Below are 17,737 nucleotides of genomic sequence, written 5' to 3' on the forward strand. Positions count from 1 at the left end.
CGTCGGCGGCTGATTCCCCGCCGGTCAGTCCATGAGGTGGACACGAGAACGTGATGGAGTTCGTGGTGGTGGCGCCTGCGGATCGCGATTAGATCGCCATTTGTGGCTGTTGCGTCCTCTCGTGGTCATGGCCAGCGCGCTCAGGCGGCCGAATGAACGGGTCCGAGGACAAGGTAGGTGGAGCGTTGCGAGTTCTGTACGTGGCACCCATGGCATACGGCGAAAATCCTACTGTTGATGCCGTGGCACACGGTCTGCACAACCGATTGGAGGCCCACGAGATCGAACTGCGCGTTATCTTCGCCGACTTCCGAAAGCCGGGATGGCCTGGAACGGCGAACGATGCATTCCGTGTCGGCGTGAGCGCAGGGGTGGACGCTGTGGTGGTGTGGCTGGTGACTCCCGGGGAGCCGGCCGAAGGTGTTGCGGAGGCCCGAAGCCAGGGCATTCCCGTCATCACCCTCGAGCGACCGCGATTCTCGGTCGACGCGTCCGTCGTGTGGCCGAACTTCAACCATGGTGTGTACATGGCCCAGCATCTCGCCACCCTGCTGGACCCAGGCGCCCGGGTGGCCGTCATCGGCGGACCTGAAGTGGTCGATGACACGGAACTGGTCCTCGGACTCGTGCACGGCGTGACTGGCGCAGGACTTCAGTTGGTCAACGACCCATGGTTGCCGCAGTATCGGAATATCACCGATGTGGCGACCGGTGGGAAAGAGGCTGCGTTGTCCGTACTCAACGACTATCCCGGTCTCGATGGGCTGATCCCATTCAACGACGAGACCATGCTGGGTACAGTCGAGGCGTTGCGAAAAGTGGGCCGGTTGGGCGAACCGAAGATGGTTTCGCGAAACGGCTCTCCATGGGCCGTCCAGGCAGTGTTGGACGGGGTGACCCACGGAACCTGGGACATCGAGCCCCTCAGGATCGGCGAAATGCTCGCCGACCTGGTCATCCGCCAGCTGGTTCACGGCCGCAACCTCGACGGCTTGTGTCAAAGCAGTCCCATTGGCCGGATGATCACGCCTGAGCTCGCCAAGAGCTGGGTTCCCTGGAACGAACGCGGCGCTTGGGGCCCCCTGCACGAGGGCCTCTAAGGCATGGCCGCTATCGCAAGGTGCCACAGCCTGCTGTGCTAGGTCGGCCGCCCGCGCGGCCCAATTCAAGGAGGCGTTTTGTCATCGATGGTTGACCGCGTTGCGCTGGTGACCGGGGCCAGTTCGGGAATCGGGCGTGCTACGGCGGAGTTACTGGCCGAGCACGGCGCCGCGGTGGTACTGGTCGCGCTGCCTGGAGCGGATCTGGACGACGCCGTCGCGGCGTGTGTCGCCCGCGGCGCACGCGCGGTGGGCATGGCCGTGGACGTCGGGGACGCGGCAGCCGTCGAGCGTGCCTTCGTGGTGGCGTCCGAGCAACTGGGGCCCGTCGACGCGGTCTTCAACAACGCCGGGACCTCGGTAGTCGCCCCGATCACCGAGATCAGCGACGAGCAGTGGACCCGTGTTCTACGTACCAACCTCACGGGTAGTTTCAATGTCGCTCGGGCTGCGGCCCGGGTGATGAAAACGGTCCGCCGCGGATCGATCGTCAACACCGCGAGTGATCTTTCGCAGCTCGGCCAGGGCGGCTATACCGCATATACTGCGACCAAGGGCGGCGTCCTCGCATTCACCAGAGCGATGGCAGCAGAGCTCGCCGTGTTCAACATTCGCGTGAACTCCGTCTGCCCTGGCGCGATTGACACGCCGCTGCTCAGATTCGAATTCGACATTGCCCCTGATCCGCGGGCCGAGCAGGAGGAGAACGAACGCACCATCGTCCTGGGCCGCATCGGATCGCCAGACGAGGTGGCCAGGGCTGTGGTCTTCCTGCTCAGCGACGCCGCGTCCTACGTCACCGGCGCTAATCTTGCCGTCGATGGAGGCAGAACCACCTGCTTCCCGGTTGGCAGCATCGCCCGGGCCGAGGTGTGACGAGTCCGCTGCCGCCGCTCGAACCTGACGCCGGCCCCAGCCTGGCGTGAGCCGCTGGGCCTACCGCGCTTAGCCTGGTACGGCAGGTGCAGATCGGGGTCGGTAGCTGATCGCTCTCCATGGCGTCGGGCTGATCGGCGGCAAGCGGGTGTTCGATTAGATGATCTCCCACTCGTAGGAGAATTTCGCGACCTTCAGAATGACCGAGGTCTCGACGTCGGTGATCCCGTCCATCGACCCGAGGCAGTCGGTCACGAACTCCAGCAGGTGCTCCTGGTCACTCGCAAAGACCTCAATCATGATGTCGTACCGGCCAGCAGACATTCCAACGTACCGCACTTCTGGGCATTTCCGTAGTTGGTCGCTGACCCGGTGAATTGACTGGAGGGCGACTGAGATTCCGATAATCGCCGACGTGCTGCTTCCCACCGCTTTCGGCGTCGGAACAGCAACTACATTGATCATGTCGTCCTCGAGCAACTGCGCGATCCGTTTGCGGATGGTCGTCTCGGTGACGTCTAGTTCCTTCGCGATATCGGTGTTGTTGGTGCGGCCGTTCTTCTGAAGAATTCGGATGATTGCCCGATCAAGTTCGTCGATAGAGCGAACCTCAGCTCGATCCTGAGCCGAGGACGCGCGTCGACCGCGGCCGGTGGGCTTCGGTGCGGAGCTGTTGTTCTCGGTCATCTCATCCCCCATGACGTTGCCGACGGCAGATCGAAAATCGTAGTGTTCGAACTGCTTTGGTTCGACATTCGAGCATAGCGGATTGCTGTCTCGGGTCGAAGCAGGCACTGCTCTTGCCGCGCTCGGCGGCCGGACCTCGGGTCGGAGTGGGGATCATCGGCTGACAGGACGTTGCTGCTGGCCAGGCTGCGACTGGTGCCGATCGTCGTCAGCCTCGTTCTCGTCAGGCTCAACCGTGGGTTCTGCGTGCCAGGCCGGCGCCGGATTGAGCGGCCGTCCCGTTCGTCGGGCGTTCCGCCGAACATGGGCCCGAGGCCGCACATGTGGCGGCCCTCGGGGAGCGGTGGTCGATTCCGCGATGCTCGAGGTCGGGGAAGGATCACGGGAGTCGTGCTGTGGCTGCGACCCGGCGACCATCTGCCGGTTGCAGGCCACTGCCGTGACAGCCGAGGCGCAATCGTGGCCGGTGACCCCAGAGCGAGCGGTGGGCGGGGGCGCAGTGTCCTCCCGGTGGGACGAGGTGCGCATGTGTCCTGTGAAGCGCCCCTTCATCCAGAGCGCGCCGGGCCTCACTCACCGAAGTCGGTCAGACGTCCCCGTAGGGACCCATCTCTCGACGGCAGCCATGAGGCGCTGCCCACACAGTGTTGGGCCGCTCACTGTCCAGCCAGTAGTCGCTGTAATGCCGCGTGAACATCTCCGCCCCCAGCCGCTCCGCCGCGGCAAGGGGGTCTGCTGGATCGAACGCGACCTCCCCGCGCTGATTCCCGACCCCCGCTACCGCCCCGACGAACTCCTGATGCATGTACCGCGTGATCTCCTGGAGCTGGAAGATCACACCGAGCCCCGCGGTCAAATAGCTCTCCTCCGACGCCAGCAGCAGCCCCGTGCGCTGGCCAACCAAGCCCTTCGCGACCTCCCCACGACGCGGGTAGCTGGCCGACACATAGCAGACCAAGCGGTCGAAGAAGTTCTTCAGGCTCGCGGCCATGCCGTACCAGTACAGCGGTGTCGCATAGACGACGGCGTCGGCCGGGACCACGTGGTCGTGCACCAGGTCGGCGAAGCCGTCCTCGATCGAGCACCTGCCGTCTGGCCGCCGGCAGGTGCGGCAGTCGCGCAGGAGACCGTTCATCACGGCGTGGAGCTCGACGAGCCCCACATCGTGGCCGCTGCCCACCGCGCCCTGCCGCAACGACTCCGCCATAAGCCGTGAGTTGCCATCGGTCCGCGGACTCGCGCACAGGATCGTGACCTTCACGCCGGGTCTCCCCACACGCTCACCGCGTCAGCTCGCTGATGACGTCCTCCACCGCGACGAGCCGCGACTCGTGATAGTGGACGAGGAGCCAGCTGTTATCGGTCCGGTGCAGGCCGAACGAGCAGCGCACCTCACCGTCGAAGGTCTTATCCACGTCCCGGATCTTGATGCTCGTGCGGAGCCGACTGAAGACGAGCGCGACCCGGTCGACGACCGCCATCATGCTCGAGATCTCGTCCCACTCCGGAACGCTCTCGACGAGCGCGGGCACCTTGTCCCAGTACCGCAGGATCGTGTCCCAGTCGGTCATCGGCAGCTCGTGCTCCTCCGGCTGGTAGAGGAGGCCGTCGAACTGCGCGTCCCACAACCCTCGTGCCGCCTCGAAGTCCAGAGCCTTGACCGCGTCGAGCCAGGCCCGAACCGTCTCCCGCACGGCGTGCTCGGCCGCTGTCATCCCTCGCCCTCTCTGGTGTGCGGTGGTTCGCTCAGGCATCGAAATCCAGGACGACGCGCTGACTCGCCGGCTGTGCCTGGCAAGCGAGCACGTAGCCGGCGCGCAGCTCCCCCGGCTCCAGCCCGGAGGAGCGCCGCATCGTCACGTCGCCTTCGACGGCCCGGACCCGGCAGATGGCACACACGCCCTCCCGGCAGGCGTACGGCGCGTCCGGTCGCAGCTGAAGCAGCGCGTCGAGGATCGGACCGTCGGACGGTCCGATGTGGAACGACGTACGCTTGCCGTTCAACACCACAGTCACGTCGCTTTCGACGACCGCGTCATCGCGCGGCCCCCCGGGCTCGCCGCTGTTATCCGCGGTGAACAGCTCACGGTGCACCGAATGCGCCGGGACGCCGAGCACGGTGAGTACCGAGGTGACCTCCGCCACCAGCGCCGATGGTCCACAGAGCAGCCATTCATCCACGTCCGGGACAGGGATCGTGTTGTCCAGGAGCTCCCGAAGCCAGGCGCCCGTCAGCCGACCGTGAAGGTGGCTGTTGCGCGAGGATTCGCGGGAAAACACGGAGCGCAGCGCGAACCGGCCCGGATGTCGCTCACGGAGATCCTCGAGCTCGTCTCTGAACATGGTGCTTTCATGCGTCCGGTTCGCGTAGACGAGGGTCACGCGGCTGCGCCGCTCTACCTCCAGCACCGTCGCGATATTGGACAAGATCGGTGTGATCCCGCTACCTGCGGCGATCGCGACGTAGTGCTTGACGTGGGACGGCAGCAAGTCCAGGGAGAATCGGCCGGTCGGCGTCATGACACCGAGCGCGTCACCTGCCCTGAGCTCGGTCGTCGCCCAGGTCGAGAACGCCCCGCCGGGTAGATGCTTGACCGCCACGCGCAGTGGCCCTCCGGCCGGCGAACAGATCGAGTACGTCCGCCGAATCTCCTCGTCTCCCACCCTGCGGGCCAGCACCACGTGCTGGCCCGGCCTGAAGTGGTACTCGCCGTGCAGCTCGTCCGGCACCGCGAAGGTGATGCACACCGCGTCCGCGGTGAGCCGCCTCACATCGGTGATGAGTAGCCGGTGCATCGTCGGCGACCGACGCGGCGCGGCCGCGCCGACCGGGGTGACCGTGTGCGCCAGCCGCCGGGAAAGGGGAGGCATGATCGCTTCCCTAGTACGGCCTCAGCGCTCGAGGTTGGGCACCGACAGCTCGCCCTCGCCCTCGATGAAGCCATAGAACCGGATCGGCCCGGTCGGCGGCATAACCTGATCTGGGGCCTCGGGAACGGCCCACACGGCGGCCCGGATCTCACCGCTGACGTCCTTCCACTTCCCGGTGCCGCCCAGGAACGTGTAGATGCCGCCTTCGTAGTCGTCGCGCACCTCCCAGTCGACTCGCCCGAAGAGCCGGTCGTCGTCCTCGTCCCGACCCTCGATGTGGCCGAAACCGCCGGTGACAGTGCCGTCCAGGTTGATGTCGTCGACGCCGGAGTACCGGGTCTTAACGTGGACCCGGCGGCCATTGGCGAAGGTGTATCGGGTCACCAGGAAGGTCTGGTAGTTCGTCCGCCACTGATCGGGGCCGATCTGGACCGGCTTCTCCCAGTTCGCCGTGCCCGCAGCGGTCATCGTGACCTGCACAACCCTCACCACCTGTCGTCGACATCCGGCCTTGAGGGCTCAAATCTCACAGCAGTGGGCCGCGGGGACAATTGGCGAAACGGCCGATATTCAGCGCGGCACGGCGCCGGCCCGTCGCGGCAGCAGCAGGCCCTCCGCCACGGCCCGTGCCACGGCCGCAGAGCGGGTCGTGACCTCGAGCTTCACGAAGATGTGCTCGACGTGCGCCCGGACGGTGCGTGTCGTCACCGACAGCTGTCCCGCGATGTCGCTGTTGGAGTGTCCGCCCGCGAGGCTTCTCAGCACCTCCAATTCGCGCCGCGTGAGGCCGTGAACATCATCGAGCCGACGGAACGTCAGCACGACGAGCGCGTCGCGGCAACGGAAGGCGCGGCAGTGGTGCCAGCCCCCACCCGGCCTCGGCCACAGGAACGACACACTGGTCCGGCCGCCCGCGAGAGCCCGCTCGACGATCAGCCGCACCGGCGAATTCAGCCCGATCAGCGCCTCGTCCGGCGTGCCGCGAAGCCTGGCAACGGTCCCGTCAGGGCGCAACCCAATCGCGATGGTGTCGTCATCGAGCACCGCGGCCAGCGCCCGCGCGGACTGCAGGGGGTCGATCATGTTCGCGAGTGCCAGCGAGACACAGCCGACCACAGCGCACGCCTCTTCTGATGGAGGCTCGTCGCTGCTCCACGACAGCATGAGGAAGCCGGTGTGCTGGCCCTCCGGCGTGATCAGTGCGCTGAGCAGGCCTTCGTAGAGGCCCGCGGGGCGCCCGTACTCGGCCACACCGCGCAGGCTCATCGGGTCGATCGGCAGATCGCGCTCGCGCACCGGCCAGCCGGTCCGGGCCACACCGAAGGGCGCGACACATTCCGCGTGCCACTCCGGGCTCACGAGGTAGTCGGTGAAGCTGTCCGGATAGCCCCGGACCACAATCGGTCGCCGCCGATCGGGGTCCACCGGATCCACGGCCGACAAGATCCCGGCGTCAAAGGGGAAAACGCGCTGCAGCTCGTCGAGGATCTCCTCGGTGCGCGCATCCGCTGGCGCGCCTGAGGCTGCGATACCGGCGATGCGCGAGACGCTGTCGAACGAGCGTGTCGTGAGCCGGATCTTCGGATCGACCGTCACGGCGGCACGCTACCCCGTCAATGTTGAGTATTGAAGGAGTTCATCGTGTTTCATGACATCCGATCCCTGCCGCCGGAACCGGCGACCGATCGCAGCTAATCCTTTTTGTCGTATAGCTTCCCCTTGAATCATTCACTGCTACTGCCTGCTACGGAGGCGCCGCACTCCGCAGCAGGCGGCAGCGTCACTCGCCGAGAAGGCGCTTCGCGAGGTAGCGCTGGAAGGTCCAGATCGCGCGCTCCAGATGTGAGAGCGGGCCGCCGTCGAGCGTCAATCGGCTCGACAGCGTCCGCTGGACGGCGACCTGCGCCTCGGCGTCCTCGCCCTGGATCTGCATGAGCCAGTCGCGATACTCCTTGACTTTCTCCTGCAGGTCTGGGTCGGCCAGGGCCGTCTCGTGGGCCAGGATGTCGAGTTCGACGTAGTGCGACCGCGGTCCGGTCGGCACGAAGCTGATCGTGAGCATGGCATCGGGGCCCGGGACCAGGATGAAGCCCGGGTAGATCCCCGCGACGATGTAGTTGGACCGCTCGAAGGCGGTCAGATTCGGCGCCGGCGGCAGGAGGAGCGGGTTGAGGTAGTGGCCGTCCTCCTGGCCGATGGCCGCTTCAGGCGAGACGAACATTCGGGCGAAGAAGAAGTCTGCGGTCTCCAGCGGCTCGAAGTCGACCATGTGTGCGGGCCACAGCGGCTCCAGCGATTCGAGGTGAGTCCCGATGTGGTGGTACGCCTCGCGGCCATTGTCGACCACGAGCTTCCAGTTGGCGGGAGTGTCACCCCACTCGATGCGGTCGACGAGTCGCCATTCCTCGCCGTTGTAGTTGCCCATCTTCGCCTCGACATGGTCCATGACGTCTGAGAGCGGCGGGGCAGCGGGATCGAGATTCACGAAGACGAATCCCTGCCACGTGGTCGCCTGGAACCGCGGCAGGCAGATCTCAGCCTTGTCGCGCTGGAAGAGTGCGCTCCTGCTCATGTGTGCGGCACCCTGCAGTGTGCCGTCCAGCGCGTAGCTCCACTTGTGGTACGGACAGGCAAAGGCCTCGGCATTGCCCTTGTCCTGCGCGCCGTCGAGGACATCCATGAAGCGGTGCTGGCACACTCGCGACAGCGCGCGGATCTGCCCGTCTCGGCCCCGGGCTACCACGATCGGCTCGCCGGCAATGTCCCGCTTGATGTAGTCGCCAGGATTCGCGAGTTCCTCGACGCGGCCGACGTGGATCCACGACCGCCGCCAGATGTGCTCGATCTCGAGCTCGTACAGCGCCTCGCTCGTGTAGAACGCCGGGGGCAGAGCCTTCGCCTCCTCGAGCGGACGCGAGGCGCGGTCTCGGAGCACATCGAGCAGCTCGCTCAGCTGCTCGTCGCGGCCGGGAGCCTCGGTGGGCCGCCCGTTGGTCTGCACGGACTCGTCAGTGATCACGATCGCGGCCTCCGGCTGGGATTCGGTGGGATGGCACACGATGCTCCGGCTGGCGCCCACCGAGGTCCATTGGCGCGTTGGCCAATCTTTCACAGGGTCGCCCACCGCCAGATCGGCCGTTGGGCCAATTGTGGGAGGCGGGTCGCTGTGGTCACCGTGGCGTCCTCACCGCCCGAGGAGGAAACGTGAAGGCAGTCCGGATCCACGAGTACCGCACGCCGCCGTCGCTTGACGAGATCCCCCAGCCGGACCTGCACGGCCACCACGACGTGATCGTGCGCATCGGCGGAGCCGGCGTGTGCAGGACCGACCTGCACGTCGTCGACGGATGGTTCGAGAACATCATGCGCCCCGAGCGGCCGTTCACCCTCGGGCACGAGAACGCCGGATGGGTCGAGGCGGTCGGAGACGCCGTCACCAGCGTGCATGTCGGGGACCCAGTGATCGTGCACCCGCTTGCCACCTGCGGCGTGTGTGGCGCCTGTCGGCAAGGCGAGGACATGTACTGCACCGCCAGCACTTTTCCCGGCGTGACCGTCGACGGCGGGTACGCAGAGTATCTGTGCACCTCCGAGCGGTCCCTTGTGCTGCTGCCCCCAGGGGTCGAACCGGCCCAGGTGGCGCCGCATGCAGACGCCGGGATCACGGCCTACCGTGCGGTACGCAAGGTCTCGGAGGTCCTCCAGCCCGGCCAGACGGCCGTCGTGATCGGTGTCGGCGGGCTCGGCCACATCGGTCTCCAGCTGCTCAGCGAGATGACGCCGGCGCGCATCGTGGCCGTCGACAAGAGCCAACTCGGCCGTGACCTCGCCTCCAAGGTTGGAGCCGAGGCGATCTTCGGCACCGAGGACGCGATCGACGGCGTCGCTGAGCTGACCGGCGGCCTCGGGGCCGACGTCGTCATCGACTTCGTTGCCGAGCACGACACCCCCGACCGGGCGCTACGGATGCTCCGCCAGGGCGGCACGTACTCGATCGTCGGCTACGGAGCCGATCTGCACATCCCCACCGTTGAGATGGTGCTCAAGGAGATCACCGTCCTGGGGAACCTAGTCGGCAACTACGCCGACCTCGACGGGCTCATGAAGCTCGTGGTGAACGGGCGCGTCCAACTCGAAACGAGGGATTACCCACTGGACGCGGCCGCTCAGGCGCTCGACGACCTCGAGAACGGGCGCATCCAGGGACGGGCTGTTCTCACACCTGCCTGAACACAGGTACGGGCAGCGACTCGCAGAGGCCGGCGGGGTGTCCGACAGCGACACCGGCGGCCTAGGGCCATGGGCCGATTCCCGCAGCGGATCGCCCGCCAGCAGTCCCCGACTCCCCTGGGCCTGATCTTGGCTCAGGGAGCTGAGATAGATCGATGAACGTCTCATGCTGGTCGGTCTCCATCGATTTACGTCTTTGAAACGCATCAAAGGCTTGACTATCGATTCTCGGTCAGTCAGGGTGAGCGGGACCACAGCCTCTGCCGCGGCTGCTGCGAGGACCGAGATGCGGATGCCGGCCACGGCCGGCCCGCGCCAGGAGGTTCAGAAGTGTCGCAAGGAACCGAAGACGTCAGGCTCGAGGCGTCCGGCCAGGCTCACTGGGGCAGGCACGTGCCGGTTGATGAGACCACCAGGACGTTCTGCTACGAAGCGGACTCGATCGTGCGAGTCTCCTTCGACACCGGCGAGACGTCCCATTTCCGTGGCTTCTTCGCGGGCATGGACGTGATCACCGAGGACGGAGCCGTTCCACAAGGTCACGGCTACTTTCGCCTCACCGAGCTCGAATCCGATGGCGATGGCCAGAGCCGGGCCGCCGCCGGCGCCCACGAACTGTTCGGGACTCTCGAATGGCGGCAGGTGGACAACCGCGACACCGGCGTCATCACCGTCCAGCGAGGAACCGGTCGCTGGTCCGGTGCCACCGGGACGTTCGACGTCGGATTTCCAGCTTTCTGCGCCTTTGATCCGGCGGAGTCCTACAACACAACCGAGCCGATCGACACGCTCTTCCTTCTCGAGGGCGTCGGCACCCTCAGTCGCTAGGGCCTAATCGCTGACTGCAGTGCACTATCTCCGAAAGGGTACAAACGATGGTGGACGCGCGCGCATCGGTGGACGAGGCTGGACGAATCGAAACCAGGGGTATCGACTACATCCCCGAGAGCGAGCGTCACTCGTCACCCAAGAACCTCTTCACAATCCTGACCGGAGCGCAGTTCTGCTTCACGCTCTTCGTGTGGGGCTGGCTCCCGGTCACCTACGGGCTCAGCTGGTGGAGCATCCTGACCTCCACCACGGTCGGCCTCGCCGTGGGAGCGCTCCTGGTTGCCCCTATCGCCCTCTTCGGACCTAGGACGGGGACCAACACCGCAGTGAGCAGCGGTGCGTTCTTCGGGATCGTCGGCAGGCTGGTCGGGTCCGTCGTGGCCCTCTTCATCGCGATCGGTGCATACGCGCTGACGATCTGGACCAGCGGGCAGGCCGTAGTCGCGTCGGCCCACAGATTGTTCGGCTGGGGCGACGGCCCAGCTGCGCTCGCCATCGGGTACGCGGTGATCACACTGATCACCATCGTGCTGTCCATCTACGGCCACGCCAGTCTCGTCGCGGTTCAGAAATACGCCGCGCCGGCGATGGGTCTGGTGATCATCGTCGGGTTCTTCGTCCTGCTGCCCCAATTCCACGGCGCCCATCACAGCGGTCAGTACATTCTCGGGTCGTTCTGGCCGACCTGGATCCTTTCGGTGGTCACCGCCATATCGGCGTCGATGTCCTACGCCCCATTCTTGAACGACTACTCGCGATACATCTCCACGCGGCGTACGAGCAATAGGCGAGTGATGTTCGGGGCCGGCCTCGGGATCTTCGTCGGCCTGTGGATCACCGTCATGTTCGCCGCCTTCGCGGCGACCATCTTCACCGATCCGTCCACGGACTTCACCTTCGGTCTGGTCGGGATCTCTCCGACCTGGTACCTGGTGCCGTTGCTGGCCGTCGGCCTTATCGGGAGCTTCGGTCAGGGTTCACTGGCTCTCTACGGGACTGGCCTGGACACCTCCTCGTTGTTTCCCGGACTCAGCCGGGTCTCCGCGACCGCCATCGTCAGCGCGGTCGGCGTGGTGCTCGTCTACCTCGGATCATTCGTCTGGAACGCCCTGGACCTCGTCTCCGCGTTCATCACCATCCTCACGATCATTACGGCGCCGTGGGTTGCGATCCTGCTCATCGGCTACTGGGCGACGCGCGGCGACTTCACGCCGGAAGATCTGCAGATCTTCAACAAGCGGGAGCGCGGCGGGCGCTACTGGTACCGGGCGGGCTGGAACCCGGTCGCTCTCAGCGCCTGGTGCACCGCCGTCGTCGTCGGACTGCTCTTCTCTCAGAACAGCATCTACGTAGGTCCGTTCGCCAACGCCGCCGGCGGTGTCGATCTGAGCTTCGTGATCAGCCTCGTCCTGGGGGCCGGGATCTACGGCGTCGCCGTCCTCAGCAACCGCGAAGTCGCAGGATATCGCCCCGCTGGCTTCGGTCACTCACCCGCGACTGCTACCGCCACAGTGCCGAACGTCTCCGCCGCCATCCGGGTCGACCGGGTCGCGGAACCCACCACCGAAGGGAGCGCCTCGTGACCGTCCTGACCGAGTCGATTCGAACCCTGGTCGACCAGTTCACCTCCACCGCCTATAACCTGGATGTAGCAGTCACCCCGCCGGCGGACACCTACACCAGCGAAGAGTTCTTCGCCTTCGAGCAGTCCGCCATCTTCGCCCGGGACTGGAACTGCGTGGGCCGGGTGGAGGAGATCGCCAAGCCCGGTGACTTCATCACCACGGAGATCGCTGGCGAGCCGATCATCGTGGTCCGCAATCGCGACGGCGAGATCAACGCGATGTCCTCGGTGTGCCGCCACCGTGGCGCGTGCATCACGGCCCCGCCCGCGCGAGCGCTTGACGACCTGGGTGCCCCACTGGCCGAGACCCAGGGGCATGTCGAGTCCTTCCAATGCCCCTACCACTGGTGGGTGTACGACCTGAACGGCAAGCTGATCGGCGCGCCGGAAATGGGACAGACCCCGGGGTTCAAGGTCACGGACGTGAAGTTGCCCCGCTTCAAGACCGAGGTCTGGCACGGGTTCGTTTTCGTAAACCTCGACCCGAACGCCCAGACTCTCGCCTCACAACTCACGCCGATCGAGGAGGTCGTCACCAACTATCGGATGGCCGAGTTGGTGAGCGTGGAGCCGGACGACTTCCCGAATGTTCCGTTCAACTGGAAGATCCTCGTGGAGAACTTCCTCGACGGCTATCACGCGTCGAGATTGCACGCCGGCCTCCACGACTTCGCCCCGAGTTCGGGGGTTGAGGAGTCACCGTTCGAAGAGGACTCCGCGATCGTGTGGGGGTGGAGCCACAACACCATCGTGGACGCAGGCTTCAATGCCAGCTTCAAGGCGCTGATGCCGAGCATCCCCGGATTGCCCGAGGACTATCGGCAGGCGTGCTTCTTCGGTTCGGTGATGCCGAATCTGATGATCATCGGCCAGGTGGACATGCTCATCGCCTTCCTCATTAAGCCGACGAGCGCCCAGTCGCATAACCTTCGGCTGTACTACCTGGTCCCGGAGTCGACCACCAAGCTGCCCAACTTCAAGGAACTGCTCGACATGTCCAAGATGGGGTTCGTTCCCATCACCGAACAGGACATGGGGACCAATATCTCCGTCCAGAAGGGCTTAGGCTCCCGCTTCTTCGAGCGTGGCCGCTACAGCTGGCAGGAGAGCATGGTCAACAGCTTCAACCGGCTGTTGTTCCGTCGATATGCAGCAGCCGCCGAATAGTGAGCAGTGAGCCGATCTCTCCGGCGAGAACGTGATGTGGAGTTGCCTGACGCCATGGTGAAACTCGAAGCGCGAACGTGGCCAGGATTGACCTCTTCGATCTTCCTGGACGCACCGTGGGAACGTGAGGACAACAACGCCTACATCGCACGAGGTGGCTATTCCTGCGCCCCCGCCCACAGCAGCGGGGAGCTGCTCGCCGTACTGCGCGACGCAGATCTCCGCGGCCGCGGTGGCGCCGCCTTTCCGACCGCGACCAAGCTCGAAGCCGTTCTGGCGGCGGCGCCACCCGCCCGGCCGGTCCTCGTGGCCAACGGTGCCGAAGGCGAGCCGTTCTCGTTCAAGGACAGGTACCTCATGAGGTATCGACCGCACCGGGTCCTCGAGGGTCTGATCTGTTGCGCCGCCGCCGTGGCCGCGGATCAGGCCTTCGTGTACACGTGCGACGACCGGTCGGCGGAGAGTCTGCGCGCGGCGCTGCGAGAGCGCGACTATCCGATCCCGGTGTCGGTGGTCACCAGCGAGCACACCTACGTGGCCGGCGAGGAGACCGCCGTCGTGAACCGGCTGTCCGGGGGGCTCGGGCTGCCGACAGACAAGCCACCGAGGCCCTTCGAGTCAGGTGTCCACGGCCGGCCCACGGTCGTCCTCAACGTGGACACCCTGGCGCAGGTCGCCGGCCTCGTGCATCCGACCGCGGCCGAAGATGGGACGCCAGCGTCGTTCCTGGCGTCCGTCGTCTCCATCGCAGGCGAGCCGGCACTGTACGAGCTGCCCGAGGGGACCTCGGTCCGCGAGCTGGCCCGTGACTTCGCAGGCCAGGAGGCCACCTTCTCCGCGGTGGTCATGGGCGGATTCTTTGGAGGCATGGTTCCGCTCACCGACGAGAACCAGGTCGCGTTGCAGTTCGTTCCGCCGCCGGGATCGGATACCGCGCTCGGTTGTGCGAGTTTCTTCTTCGTCGACGAGGCCCAGGACTGTCCGGTGGCCGCGGCGGCCGACGCCGCGGCCTACCTGTCGCGGCACAACGCCCGCCAGTGCGGCCCCTGCGTGCGTGGTACCGCCACCGCCGCGAAGGCGCTGGAGTCGCTGTGCACCGGCAAGGCGGCCGAGAGCATCCGAGACGATTTCGCCCGGTGGGCGGAGATATTGCCGGGCCGGGGCGCCTGCGCGGTGCCCGACGGGGTGGCGCGCCTGCTGCGCTGCCTGATGACAGCGTTCGCCCCGGTCGTCCAAACGCATCTCGCAGGGCGATGCGAACGCTGTGTGGACCTGACCGCGTCGGGCCGTCGGCGCTCGCGCTTCGCCCTCACCTTCTAGAACGGGATCGCGGACACATGGAAAGACTGCGCGTCGACCCGACAAAATGCCAGGCATATGGCACGTGCGCCGAGGTCGCCCCGGACCTCTTCCAGCTAGACCCGTGGGGCTACGCGCAGGCGAGGCGCCGGGATCTGACCGACGGCGAGGCCGCCTCGGCCGAAGCCGCCATCAAGATCTGCCCCGTCAAGGCGATCCGGCTGCTGGGCTAGGTACCCCATACGGTTCACGAACGGGATGACGCGGTCGGCGAGGTCGGCGGTGCCGGGCGAACGCCGTTGCGGGCCCGATTCAGCTCGCTTCTGGTAGCTGAACCGTCTCGGGGCTTGCTCCACCGCCGTAATCGATGATCAGACTAACCGGCCGGGTCGGCGTCTGAGTTGGGCAGCCTGCGCGCCATGGGGCTGGATCCCGCCGGCCGGGAGGCCGTACCAACGTATGCCGGTGCGACCGTCACCCTCTACCGAGCCGCGCAGGCCCGCTTGCGGCGAATCAGGCATTCCTGAGCAACGAGCGGAACCGGGGCGGAGGGGCGAGTCGCTCCCGATGCCCGCCTCGTCGTCTACCTGAGTGGCCGGGGCCGGCCCGGTTCATCCTGATCGATGATCACCAGCCTGCGCGTAGCGCTCTGACGAGCGCGTCATGATGCTCCGTGGTGATCGTCCACTGCCATCGGGCGTCGGCCAGCGCGTGCCAGAAGTCCGGGCCCGGCCCGTCGTAGTCCCCGCACAGCTCCGCGCGAGCGCGGTGGGCGGCCACTGTGTCGGCCAGCGTCACCGCGGCCTGGTCGACGTCCAGCTCGCCTGTCCCATAGCGGCGTAGCACCTCGCGGCTCTCGGCCGCCGTCAGCAGCCCCATGGGGACCTCCATCCTCTTCATCTGGGCTGACGCGGGGCGTCTGCGGCTCCGGCACGATCACCCGACCTACAACATCGCGTCCCCGAACGGACGAGATCATCAAAAGTTGGGATCTGTGGGGCTCTTCCGCAACAGATCGACCAAATCCGGCGCTAGCACCTGTGAGCGCATCCGCTGGCCGCACGGTGACCACGGCGCCCGCATGGTCATGCTCGCCCCCGGCGTTTACGCCGAGGCTCCGCCGGACGGTGTGCTCGGCACCGCGGAGGACTACACCTCGTACCTCGGCAGCTGCACGGCGATCAAGCGTTACGTGCGCCAGCACCCGGGCGGCTACACCTGCTGGTGACCTTCCGCGCCAGCAGGCCAACCGGGCTCACCGCGGCGCGGCGCTCACCGGTGTTCGACCCGGTCGCCTACAAACGCCGCGACGTCGTTGAACGCTTTTCAACCGGCTCGAGCGGTGCCGGGCCGTCGCGCGTTAGGACGAGACCGCTATCTCCTACCAGCGCATGACGGACCTGGCTCCCAAAGATCTGCCGTCGAGACAGGCTCCAGGGCCGCCGGCGCGCCTGGAGCAGATCGCGCTCTCAACTTGGTGCCGATGGGCCTCGGTACTCACGAATGGTGCACCGGGCGAACGGGAGCCGCCGGTGTCGTCCGCGCGGGTACCGGCCCGCGCAACCAGGAGATGCGTGCCGCTCAGTCGTGGCTGCCTGGACGACCGCAAACAGAACCGGCCCAGCTGCCGCGGCGACGACGAAGGTGTGCTCGAGGAGCGCCCATCATGTCGGGTGACAGCCGGGCCGGTCCCGGCAACGGCTGAGCCGCCTGCAACGTTCGGTGGGTCGGGCGCCGATTCATCCTAAAGGTCCGCTAGTGCGGCGCTGATGGGTACTGCTGGAGGTAAGCCTCAGCCGCGCCGGCGAAGCAGTCGAGTTCGGGGCGGAGCACCCCAGCGCCGATCTGCCCGCCGTCCCGGCCGGCCAGTCCACCGTCGATGACCGGGACCACGCCGGTGCGGAGGACCGCGAACAGGTCAATACCGACGGGTGTACCGCGGAAGTCCAAGGTAGGCATCAGCAGGTCAGGGTGCTCCGCGACGGTGATCCCGTACATCGCCTCGTTGGCCGCGCACATCGCGGCGGCCGAACCGCCTTGATAGGCCTGCAGCGTCGGGGCACAGGCCTGCGCGAAGCCACCGAGACCCACGGTCTCGGTCACGCAGCTCTCGCCGCCGATCCATTCGACGTCGTCTTCGGTGAACCCGTCGAAGAACCGGCCCTCCAGCCTTGGATGCGCTCCTCGGAACCAGTCGTCGGGTAGTCCGCTGACCCGGATCGCGAACTCCCGGGAGTTCAAAGCCATCCCCGTGAGCACACTGCTGTAGCGGATCCCGTGCGCGGCATCTGCGGCGGCCTTCGCCGCCGCCATCGACAAACGCAGGAACGTGTACTCGTTGTGGGCCAGGAACTCCACCACCTCGCGGACCGCAGCGGTACTGGAATCACCCTCACCCGCCAGGTCCAGGAACGCCGGGGTGAGCTCGCGCCCCCACAGCAGGGTGGCGGCGGTGTTGCGACTGTGCAGCTCGTCCCCAAGACGCAGAGCCCGGGAGATCAGCGGCTTGAGCGGCATCGGCCCGGTCTTCCGAAGCGCCCGCGCGAGTACCGGGGCCATTGTCTCCTCCAGCCAGTGCAGGCTCGCGATCACCTCCTCACCGTACGAACCGTAGTTGAGCCGGTGCCGGCTCTCGCCCTCGTAGAGGTTGCAGAACGCCACGTTCCCGTGATTCTCGTTGCGGACCACGAACACCGGCATCGACGCCGTGTACACCCCGGCGACCGAACCGATGCAAGCGTGTTGCTGGGTGCTGCGCACCCTGATCCGACCGGACCGGATGGCCTTTTCGGCGGCGGACGGATCGGGCGCCAGTCCTTCGTAGACCGCGCCGAAGAGAACGGCGCGGCGCTGCCCGCCGGTGTAGTCGGGCCAGTGCAGGGGGGCTCCTGAGGTGAGGATGGTGTGGGCGTCCATGCCCGGTACGACGTCACCGGCGCGGGCGACGTCGATGAGGACGGGCTCGGCGCGCACGATTCGGGTGACCGCCTCGGCGTTCGCAGCTTGGCGAACCCGATCGACATCGACGGGGATCTCGAGGAGTTCGGTGGTC

At 66.4% G+C, this 17,737-nt stretch carries 18 protein-coding genes; 9 read left to right on the top strand and 9 right to left on the bottom strand.

Going from position 1 to position 17,737, the window contains the following annotated elements; genetic code table 11:
* Nucleotides 1–209 precede the first annotated feature (209 nt).
* Nucleotides 210–1,100, top strand: a complete 891-nt coding sequence (locus HF526_RS31855; protein WP_239029401.1) for a sugar ABC transporter substrate-binding protein — start codon at nt 210–212, stop codon at nt 1,098–1,100.
* 87 nt (nt 1,101–1,187) lie between these two features.
* Complete coding sequence (locus tag HF526_RS31860; protein ID WP_169385370.1) at nt 1,188–1,976, top strand: SDR family NAD(P)-dependent oxidoreductase; 789 nt, start codon at nt 1,188–1,190, stop codon at nt 1,974–1,976.
* A 156-nt stretch (nt 1,977–2,132) separates the two neighbouring features.
* Here HF526_RS31860 and HF526_RS31865 read toward each other — a convergent pair whose 3' ends face one another.
* From HF526_RS31865 to HF526_RS31895, 7 genes are all read right to left on the bottom strand, one after another.
* The gene (locus HF526_RS31865) at nt 2,133–2,663 is read right to left on the bottom strand and encodes an Lrp/AsnC family transcriptional regulator (protein ID WP_169385371.1); all 531 of its coding nucleotides are present in this window, start codon (nt 2,661–2,663) and stop codon (nt 2,133–2,135) included.
* Nucleotides 2,664–3,249: 586 nt separating this feature from the next.
* Nucleotides 3,250–3,924 carry an NAD(P)H-dependent oxidoreductase gene (locus HF526_RS31870; RefSeq protein WP_169385372.1) on the bottom strand — a complete coding sequence of 225 codons (675 nt, stop codon included), beginning with the start codon at nt 3,922–3,924 and terminating at the stop codon, nt 3,250–3,252.
* A gap of 19 nt (nt 3,925–3,943) precedes the next feature.
* Nucleotides 3,944–4,378, bottom strand: coding sequence for a nuclear transport factor 2 family protein (locus HF526_RS31875; protein ID WP_169385373.1), 435 nt, complete (start codon nt 4,376–4,378; stop codon nt 3,944–3,946).
* A 31-nt stretch (nt 4,379–4,409) separates the two neighbouring features.
* Nucleotides 4,410–5,459, bottom strand: coding sequence for a 2Fe-2S iron-sulfur cluster-binding protein (locus tag HF526_RS31880; RefSeq protein ID WP_169385374.1), 1,050 nt, complete (start codon nt 5,457–5,459; stop codon nt 4,410–4,412).
* Between the two features lie 96 nt (nt 5,460–5,555).
* The gene (locus HF526_RS31885; RefSeq protein WP_169385375.1) at nt 5,556–6,023 is read right to left on the bottom strand and encodes a hypothetical protein; all 468 of its coding nucleotides are present in this window, start codon (nt 6,021–6,023) and stop codon (nt 5,556–5,558) included.
* Nucleotides 6,024–6,104: 81 nt separating this feature from the next.
* On the bottom strand, nt 6,105–7,130 hold the full coding sequence (locus HF526_RS37195; RefSeq protein WP_169385376.1) for a LuxR C-terminal-related transcriptional regulator: 1,026 nt from the start codon (nt 7,128–7,130) through the stop codon (nt 6,105–6,107).
* Nucleotides 7,131–7,314: 184 nt separating this feature from the next.
* Complete coding sequence (locus HF526_RS31895; protein WP_169385377.1) at nt 7,315–8,613, bottom strand: SRPBCC family protein; 1,299 nt, start codon at nt 8,611–8,613, stop codon at nt 7,315–7,317.
* 125 nt (nt 8,614–8,738) lie between these two features.
* Between HF526_RS31895 and HF526_RS31900 the strand changes: the two genes are divergently transcribed.
* From HF526_RS31900 to HF526_RS31925, 6 genes are all read left to right on the top strand, one after another.
* Nucleotides 8,739–9,764: an alcohol dehydrogenase catalytic domain-containing protein gene (locus HF526_RS31900; RefSeq protein WP_169385378.1), complete on the top strand. Its 1,026-nt coding sequence runs from the start codon at nt 8,739–8,741 to the stop codon at nt 9,762–9,764.
* A gap of 330 nt (nt 9,765–10,094) precedes the next feature.
* Nucleotides 10,095–10,592, top strand: coding sequence for a hypothetical protein (locus tag HF526_RS31905; RefSeq protein WP_169385379.1), 498 nt, complete (start codon nt 10,095–10,097; stop codon nt 10,590–10,592).
* A 47-nt stretch (nt 10,593–10,639) separates the two neighbouring features.
* Nucleotides 10,640–12,178 carry a purine-cytosine permease family protein gene (locus HF526_RS31910; protein ID WP_169385380.1) on the top strand — a complete coding sequence of 513 codons (1,539 nt, stop codon included), beginning with the start codon at nt 10,640–10,642 and terminating at the stop codon, nt 12,176–12,178.
* Nucleotides 12,175–13,386 (top strand): SRPBCC family protein, encoded by a 1,212-nt coding sequence (locus tag HF526_RS31915; RefSeq protein ID WP_169385381.1) that lies wholly within the window; start codon nt 12,175–12,177, stop codon nt 13,384–13,386. Before HF526_RS31910 ends, HF526_RS31915 begins: the two co-directional genes overlap by 4 nt.
* A gap of 87 nt (nt 13,387–13,473) precedes the next feature.
* Nucleotides 13,474–14,706, top strand: a complete 1,233-nt coding sequence (locus tag HF526_RS31920) for an NADH-ubiquinone oxidoreductase-F iron-sulfur binding region domain-containing protein (protein ID WP_169385382.1) — start codon at nt 13,474–13,476, stop codon at nt 14,704–14,706.
* A 17-nt stretch (nt 14,707–14,723) separates the two neighbouring features.
* The gene (locus tag HF526_RS31925) at nt 14,724–14,918 is read left to right on the top strand and encodes a ferredoxin (RefSeq protein WP_169385383.1); all 195 of its coding nucleotides are present in this window, start codon (nt 14,724–14,726) and stop codon (nt 14,916–14,918) included.
* 394 nt (nt 14,919–15,312) lie between these two features.
* Here the strand turns inward: HF526_RS31925 and HF526_RS31930 are convergent, their stop codons facing one another.
* Nucleotides 15,313–15,564: a hypothetical protein gene (locus tag HF526_RS31930; RefSeq protein ID WP_169385384.1), complete on the bottom strand. Its 252-nt coding sequence runs from the start codon at nt 15,562–15,564 to the stop codon at nt 15,313–15,315.
* Between the two features lie 202 nt (nt 15,565–15,766).
* Here HF526_RS31930 and HF526_RS31935 point away from each other — a divergent pair, with 202 nt between their 5' ends.
* Nucleotides 15,767–15,913 carry a hypothetical protein gene (locus HF526_RS31935; protein WP_169385385.1) on the top strand — a complete coding sequence of 49 codons (147 nt, stop codon included), beginning with the start codon at nt 15,767–15,769 and terminating at the stop codon, nt 15,911–15,913.
* Between the two features lie 527 nt (nt 15,914–16,440).
* Here the strand turns inward: HF526_RS31935 and HF526_RS31940 are convergent.
* A partial coding sequence (locus tag HF526_RS31940; protein ID WP_211178108.1) for a YlbE family protein occupies nt 16,441–17,737 on the bottom strand: 1,297 nt, incomplete at its 5' end.

The sequence above is a fragment of the Pseudonocardia acidicola genome (genome assembly GCF_012911935.1).
Taxonomy (GTDB): Bacteria; Actinomycetota; Actinomycetes; order Mycobacteriales; family Pseudonocardiaceae; genus Pseudonocardia; species Pseudonocardia acidicola.

Excerpts from the sequence above, each read along its gene's own strand:
- HF526_RS31860 (WP_169385370.1), top strand. The coding sequence starts at position 1,188 with ATGGTTGACCGCGTTGCGCTGGTGACCGGGGCCAGTTCGGGAATCGGG.
- HF526_RS31930 (WP_169385384.1), bottom strand. The coding sequence starts at position 15,564 with ATGGGGCTGCTGACGGCGGCCGAGAGCCGCGAGGTGCTACGCCGCTAT.
- HF526_RS31935 (WP_169385385.1), top strand. The coding sequence starts at position 15,767 with ATGGTCATGCTCGCCCCCGGCGTTTACGCCGAGGCTCCGCCGGACGGT.
- HF526_RS31865 (WP_169385371.1), bottom strand. The coding sequence starts at position 2,663 with ATGACCGAGAACAACAGCTCCGCACCGAAGCCCACCGGCCGCGGTCGA.
- HF526_RS31855 (WP_239029401.1), top strand. The coding sequence starts at position 210 with ATGGCATACGGCGAAAATCCTACTGTTGATGCCGTGGCACACGGTCTG.
- HF526_RS31880 (WP_169385374.1), bottom strand. The coding sequence starts at position 5,459 with ATGCACCGGCTACTCATCACCGATGTGAGGCGGCTCACCGCGGACGCG.
- HF526_RS31925 (WP_169385383.1), top strand. The coding sequence starts at position 14,724 with ATGGAAAGACTGCGCGTCGACCCGACAAAATGCCAGGCATATGGCACG.
- HF526_RS31910 (WP_169385380.1), top strand. The coding sequence starts at position 10,640 with ATGGTGGACGCGCGCGCATCGGTGGACGAGGCTGGACGAATCGAAACC.
- HF526_RS31875 (WP_169385373.1), bottom strand. The coding sequence starts at position 4,378 with ATGACAGCGGCCGAGCACGCCGTGCGGGAGACGGTTCGGGCCTGGCTC.